Origin of the sequence: Natronococcus sp. (assembly GCF_047921035.1) — an archaeon.
GTDB lineage: Archaea > Halobacteriota > Halobacteria > Halobacteriales > Natrialbaceae > Natronococcus.
The window spans coordinates 1-5727 of the sequence record NZ_JBLRWX010000152.1 but is presented as its reverse complement, the minus strand read 5'-3'; the positions used below and the strand labels follow the sequence as shown (position 1 = coordinate 5727).

The window sequence follows — 5727 nt, the reverse complement described above, 5'->3', positions numbered from 1 at the left end:
GAGACGATCTGGCGGGCGTCGGAGCTGCCGACGTTATCGAAGACGAGCACGCCCTCCTTCGCGAGGAACGAGCTGATGCGGTCGTCGACGTCGTCGGTCGTGAAGACGACGTCGGCGCCGCTCTCGGCGAGCGTCTCGGCGTAGCCCCGAACCTCGCTCTCCTCGGCGTCGATGGCCTGGTTGAGCTGGTCGATCGAGTCGATGGCGTACTCGGCGTCGATGTCGCCGGTCCGGACGCCGAGTTCGACGTCGAGCACGGCGATCGAGGCGTCCTCGACCTCGCCGGGCATCGAGTCGTGGGCGGCCTCCTCGTCGATGACGATGCCGGGGACGAGCTCGGTCGCGTTCGAGGAGGCGCCGATCTGGGTGTGGACGGTGACGTTGTCCCGGTGGACGCCGTCGTCGTCCTCGACGTGGCGGATGGCCTCGACGACGGTTTCGGCCAGCGACTCGGCGGTCAGACCGCCCGTGCCCTTGCCCGTCATGCTGGACTCGGCGACCTGCTTGAGCACGTCGTCGTCGACCGCGTCCTCGCTGACCTGCTCGGCGATCGCCTCGAGGGCGATCTCGGCGGCCTCGTGGTAGCCCTCGACGATCGTCGTCGCGTGGACGTCCTGCTCGATGAGGTCCTCGGCCTCACCCAGCAGGTTGCCGGCGATCACGGCCGCGGTCGTCGTCCCGTCGCCGACCTCCTCCTCCTGGGAGTCGGCGACCTCGACGAGCATCTGGGCCGCGGGGTGTTCGATGTCCATCTCGTTCAAGATGGTCGCGCCGTCGTTCGTGATGACGACCTCGCCGCCCGAGTCGACGAGCATCTTGTCCATCCCGCGGGGCCCGAGCGTCGTCCGTACCGACTCGGCGACGGCCTTGCCGGCCATGATGTTCGACGACTGGGCGTCCCGGCCCTGGGTTCGCTGGCTATCCTCGCTCAGAATGAACATAGGCTGTCCGCCCATGCGTCGCTGTTGTGCCATTGTGAATCCTCACTAACCATGTCGTCAGCACTTCTATATAATTGTTTCGCTAGCCGTCGGCGCTCCGTCTGGCGATTTTCCCTGTCACACCTCGACACACCCTCGAGTCGGCGGTCGCTCGACGTCGCAGCCGACGACGGGTTCCGATTCGCCCGAAACGCCGCTCGAGGATCGCTCGAGCCGCCGAACCCGGCCTGTGTCGGGTTCGCATCCGTCGAGCCGAGTGAGTCGATTTATGTCGGAGCCGGAACGTTCGCTACGTATGGTCGCAAAACTGGCGGTCGGTTCTCCGCCGTCGACGACGATCGGACGGTGACCCCCAGCTATGTTACACGCTCTCGAACAGCGGCTCGGACCGCGGATCTCGGTGCTTCGAATCTACTGCTACGGACTCTGTATGGGAACGGCCGACGCCCTCCCGGGCGTCTCCGGCGGCACCGTCGCGCTCCTGCTCGGGTTCTACGGCCGGCTGATCGCCGCCGTCACCGCGCTCACGCCCGGGCGGGCCGTCGACGTGCTCCGGGGGTACGACTCCGAGCGCCGGGGACGCGCCAAGGAGGCGCTGCTCGAGATGGATCTCCAGTTTCTGCTCCCGCTGGGCGTGGGGATGGTGACGGCCGTCGCGCTGATCGCCGAGGCGGTCACGGCCCTCGCAGAGTCGCATCCGCTTCCGCTCTTCGGCTTCTTCATCGGGCTGATCGCCGCGTCGGCGGTCGCCCTCTTTCGGAGCCTGACGTTCGCCTCGAGTCGACACGTCCTCGCGGCCGCCGCCGGTACCGGGCTCGCGCTGCTCGTTTCCGCCAACATCCTCCAGCTTCCGGGTAGCGGCCTCGTCGTTATCTTCCTCTCGGGGGCACTGGCGATCAGCGCGATGATTCTGCCGGGGGTGTCGGGATCGCTGATCCTGATCTTGCTCGGCCAGTACGTCGTTCTCACGGGCGAACTGAGCGCGTTCCGCCAGTCGCTGCAGAATCTCGTGTTCGGCGACGGAACGCTCGCCGCCGTCGGAGAGCCGGGGGCGACCGTCGTCGTGTTCGTCGTCGGCGGTTTCGTCGGGCTCGTCACGATCGCACGGGTCGTCAGGTTCGCGCTGGATCGCCACCGCGGGCTCACGCTCGTGTTCCTCGTCGGTCTCATCGCCGGGTCCGTGCCCGCACCGCTTCACAACATCGCCGAAGTACACCCGATGACGACGGAGACGATCCTGCTGACGACGGCGTGGGCCGCTCTCGGCGCAGTCGCGCTGTTCGCGCTCGACTGGCTCGCCGGCGGCTTCGATCCCGAGTAACGAACACTCCTTGCGTCACAGCGGGTTCGTCGAGAATCGCCGACCCCGTCCGTTATATTTCTGGCGTCTGATCGGTTCGCCATGGAATCCGTTGGCACTGGACTCGCGCGTATCGATCGGAACGACCGACGGGCCGACGTCTATCTCGCCCGACCCGAGAAACGAAACGCGATGTCGGTCGACCTCATGCGGGATCTGACCGCGGCGTTCGAGCGCGTCGACGCCGACGAGGACGTCCGGGCGGTTACCCTGCTCGGTGAGGGACCCGTCCTCAGCGCCGGGATGGACCTCGAGATGATGCGCGACCGGGTCGAGCCCGACTCCGACATCGACCGGGACGTCCTCCCGACCCTGCTCGAGACCATCGAGCGGACCCGCCAGCCGGTCGTCGCCGGCATCAAGCGGGCCGCGCCGGCCGGCGCGTTCGAGCTGACGTTGCCCTGTGACTTTCGGATTCTGGGCCGCGAGGCGAAGTACGGACTGCTCGAGGTAACCCTCGGCACGTTCCCCCACGGCGGCGGCACCCAGCGCCTCCCCCGGCTGGTGGGACTCTCGAAGGCGAAGGAGATCGTCCTCACCGGCGAGTTCGTCGATCCCAAGGAGGCGGAGCGGATGGGGCTGGTCCACGAACTCTGCGACGACGAGGCGGTCGACGAGCGCGCGAAGGCGTTCGCGGACCGGCTCTGCGAGAACGCCCCGCTGGGTCTCGAGAACGGAAAACGCGCGCTCAACGCCGCCCTCGAGACACCTCTCGAGCGGGGACTCGAGTTCGAGCGGGCGCTCGGGCGCGAACTCGACGACACCGACGACTACCGGGAAGGGTTCGAGGCACGGCTCGCCGACCGGGAGCCGCAGTTCCGCGGGGAGTAATTATCTGCGATCGTAAATCTGAACGGCTCGGTCGTGACGCACCGACAGCCCGTTCGGGTTGCGCCGGGTGGACCGATCGGCGTAGCGGGCGCGGAGCCCGTCTTTGAATCCGCCGGCGGCGTTCGTGACGACGTCAACGCCGTCGGAGAACCAGCCCGTCGGCGTCGCGTCCCCGGTGACGATCTCTCGAACGCCCGAGAGGCCGTCCCGGAGCGCGCTGCCGACCGTCCGACCGAGCACGGTCGGTCGCGGGCCGTAGTTCTTCCCGAGGCCGTAGGCGAGCGACCGGTACGTCGTTCCCCAGTCGGGTTCGGCCCGACCGCCGTCGGCGCCGACGTCGCTACGGACGGTCATCGACGGCGACCAGGCGACCTCGAAGCCCAGACCGCCCACGCGGTGGGCACAGTCGCGCGCACCGTCGCTCTCGAGGTACTCGTCGAACCCGTCCAGGGCCTCGAGCGAGGTCCGGTCGAACGCGACGTTTCCGTCGTCGAAGACCGTCACGTTTCGGCCGGCGATCCTTCGGGTTCGCTCGCTCTCCGGGATCGCTCCGTCGGCCTCACGGGCCGGGCCCGCGACGACGTCGGAGCCGTCGTCGATCGCCTCCTCGAGGGCCTCGTACCAGCCCGGTTCGGTCGCGTACTCGCCGTCGAGGAAGGCGACGACCTCGCCCGTCGCCACCTCGAAGCCGGCGTTTCGCGAGACGTTGGGGTTTCGCTCGGAGATCTCGACGAGGACGTCGACGTCCTCGCGCTCCCGGACGACCCCGGTCGTTCCGTCCGAGGAGGGGCCGTTGACGACGACGATCTCCGTCTCCGGGGGGGTTTCGGCCTCGAGGGCGTCGAGACAGGACAGCAGTCGCTCCCGGTCGTTGAGCGTCGAGACGACTACCGAGAGCTCCATACCGTCTAGTAGGCGGATCCGAGGATAAAAAGAGGGCGGAATCCGATCCCACTCACCTGACGCGGGTGTTCCAGTACGACACCGACGCGAAGTGGTCGGTCACCGGACGCCCGCCGACGGTCTCGTCGAGCGTGCGGATCGCGGTCGCCAGCCGGTTCGGAATCGACCGGTAGAGCCCGTACGGCGCCAGAAAGTCGTCCTCGACGTCGACCAGCGTCAGGTCGGTCTTCGCGAGCAACACGCTGACCTCGCTCTTCGAGTAGAGCCGCGAGCCCATCGGAAGCGCCCAGTTGTAGACGCTGCGCGCGCTAAAGCGGTTGAACGTGTCGAAGACGATCTGGTCGCGCGAGACCCGGCGCATCTCCCGCAGAAACGCCTCGGGATCGTCAGCCAGGTGGAAAAACCGCATCGCGATCACGGTATCGAAGTGATCGTCGGGAAACGGCAGCCGTCCGGCGTCACCCCGGAGGAACTCGAGAGTTCCCTCCAGGTTCGCCGCTTGCGCTTTCTTGCGTCCCTGTTGCAACATCGCCGCCGAAATGTCCAGTCCCACGACGTCCGCGCCACGCTCGGCGAGCATGACGGTAAACCGCCCGGTACCACAGGCGATCTCGAGGACGTTGCGGTCCTCGACGGGCATGATAGCCTCGAGTACGGCTTCCTTCTCCCGGCGGTCGATCAGCTGGCCGCCCTGGGAGAAGCGCTTGTCGTCGTACTCGGCGGCGACGTCGTCGGCCTGGTACCACTCCTGTCCTTTCACACTGGATCCAACTACAGCAGCGACGGGATAAAACGATACTGGAGTCCGGCTGCGCCCCTCTCGGAACCGACGCGGAGTTCGAACGCCGAAAGCGACGTCTCCGCGCACCGAATCGTCGCTCGGGACTGATTCGGAACCGTCCGACCTGCCTCGCTCGAACGTATCAGTATAGCGTGATAATATGGCATCTATATTCCTATTACAAACTGGATTGTTCGTATCCACATATAGGGAAGCTTTACCACTACCGCTTCCGCTGTGAGTGGTATGAGCATGAGTACCGCAGAGGACCACGCCGCTGCCGCCGAGGACTCGCTGTCCGAAGAGGAGTACCGCGACCGCCTTCGCGACCTGCCGCCGAGTGCGAAACTCGTCGCCAAGGTGCTCGAGGCCGACTCGCCGCTGTCGCAGGGACAGCTCGCCGAGGAGTCGCTGCTGCCCGACCGCACCGTTCGCTACGCGCTCAACCGCCTCGAGGACGTCGACCTCATCGGCTCCCGGTACAGCTTCCGCGACGCGCGCAAGCAGGTCTACTTCCTCAAACACTGATCGCTCGAGACCGACCGTCGACGGTCTCCGATACGCCTTTTTTCGCCGCCAGTAATGGCCGCCTATGAACGTCGCGTCCGTCGCCGTCCCCGTCCGGACCCGCGCCCCGGGAGGGACGACCAACGCCTACCTGCTCGGCGAGGCGCCGTCGATTCTCGTCGATCCCGCGGCCCGCACCGACGAACTCGATCGGCTCGTCGAGGAGCGATCCGTCGAGCACGTCGTCGTCACCCACACCCATCCCGACCACGTCGGCGCAGTCGACGCCTACGCGGCCGAAACCGGCGCGACCGTCTGGAGCCGGTACGGACGGAGCGAGCGGTTTCGCGAGGCGACGGGACGGGACCCCGATCGGGAACTGCTCCCGGGAGCGACGATCGACC

General features: G+C 67.1%; 7 protein-coding genes. 4 read left to right on the top strand and 3 right to left on the bottom strand.

Annotated elements, in window-relative coordinates:
• On the bottom strand, positions 1 to 941 hold a 941-nt coding region (locus ACNA7R_RS19005; RefSeq protein ID WP_416285086.1), incomplete at its 3' end, for a TCP-1/cpn60 chaperonin family protein.
• Positions 942 to 1299: 358 nt separating this feature from the next.
• Between ACNA7R_RS19005 and ACNA7R_RS19000 the strand changes: the two genes are divergently transcribed.
• Positions 1300 to 2262: a DUF368 domain-containing protein gene (locus ACNA7R_RS19000; RefSeq protein ID WP_416285085.1), complete on the top strand. Its 963-nt coding sequence runs from the start codon at positions 1300 to 1302 to the stop codon at positions 2260 to 2262.
• An 81-nt stretch (positions 2263 to 2343) separates the two neighbouring features.
• Complete coding sequence (locus tag ACNA7R_RS18995; RefSeq protein WP_416285084.1) at positions 2344 to 3132, top strand: enoyl-CoA hydratase/isomerase family protein; 789 nt, start codon at positions 2344 to 2346, stop codon at positions 3130 to 3132.
• Here ACNA7R_RS18995 and ACNA7R_RS18990 read toward each other — a convergent pair whose 3' ends face one another.
• On the bottom strand, positions 3133 to 4035 hold the full coding sequence (locus ACNA7R_RS18990) for a glycosyltransferase family 2 protein (RefSeq protein WP_416285083.1): 903 nt from the start codon (positions 4033 to 4035) through the stop codon (positions 3133 to 3135).
• A gap of 52 nt (positions 4036 to 4087) precedes the next feature.
• Entirely contained in the window at positions 4088 to 4795 is a 708-nt protein-coding gene (locus tag ACNA7R_RS18985; protein WP_416285082.1) for a class I SAM-dependent methyltransferase, read from the bottom strand.
• Between the two features lie 267 nt (positions 4796 to 5062).
• Here ACNA7R_RS18985 and ACNA7R_RS18980 point away from each other — a divergent pair, with 267 nt between their 5' ends.
• Both ACNA7R_RS18980 and ACNA7R_RS18975 read left to right on the top strand, forming a co-directional pair.
• Positions 5063 to 5344 carry a MarR family transcriptional regulator gene (locus tag ACNA7R_RS18980; protein WP_416285081.1) on the top strand — a complete coding sequence of 94 codons (282 nt, stop codon included), beginning with the start codon at positions 5063 to 5065 and terminating at the stop codon, positions 5342 to 5344.
• A gap of 64 nt (positions 5345 to 5408) precedes the next feature.
• The coding region (locus ACNA7R_RS18975) for an MBL fold metallo-hydrolase (protein WP_416285080.1) at positions 5409 to 5727 on the top strand (319 nt) is incomplete at its 3' end.